The 230-nt window shown below is 73.5% G+C and carries 1 protein-coding gene; it reads right to left on the bottom strand.

Going from position 1 to position 230, the window contains the following annotated elements; translation table 11 throughout:
- Nucleotides 1-230: hypothetical protein (locus tag SB724_RS22110; RefSeq protein ID WP_410573264.1), on the bottom strand; the 230-nt coding region annotated here is incomplete at both ends.

Raw genomic sequence — 230 nt, 5'->3', positions numbered from 1 at the left:
ATGGCCTGGGCCGCGCCGTCCAGTTGCAGCACTCCGCCGGCCTGGCAGTCGCGCAGCAGTTCGGGCGCCAGATAGAGTTCGCCATGCTGCTGCGCGGCGCTTTCGGCGCGCGTGCTGTGTTCAACGTGCGAGGGCAGCAGCAAGGCCTGGCCGCGAACCAGGCGACTGCGGCGGCGCGCGCCTTCCTCGTCCTGCCAGGCGCTGTCGAGCGCGCCGGCGCGCGGCCAGAG

Source organism: Bacillus sp. SIMBA_031, from assembly GCF_046535225.1.
Taxonomy (GTDB): Bacteria; Bacillota; Bacilli; order Bacillales; family Bacillaceae; genus Bacillus; species Bacillus velezensis.
This window is presented reverse-complemented; position numbering and strand designations above follow the sequence as displayed.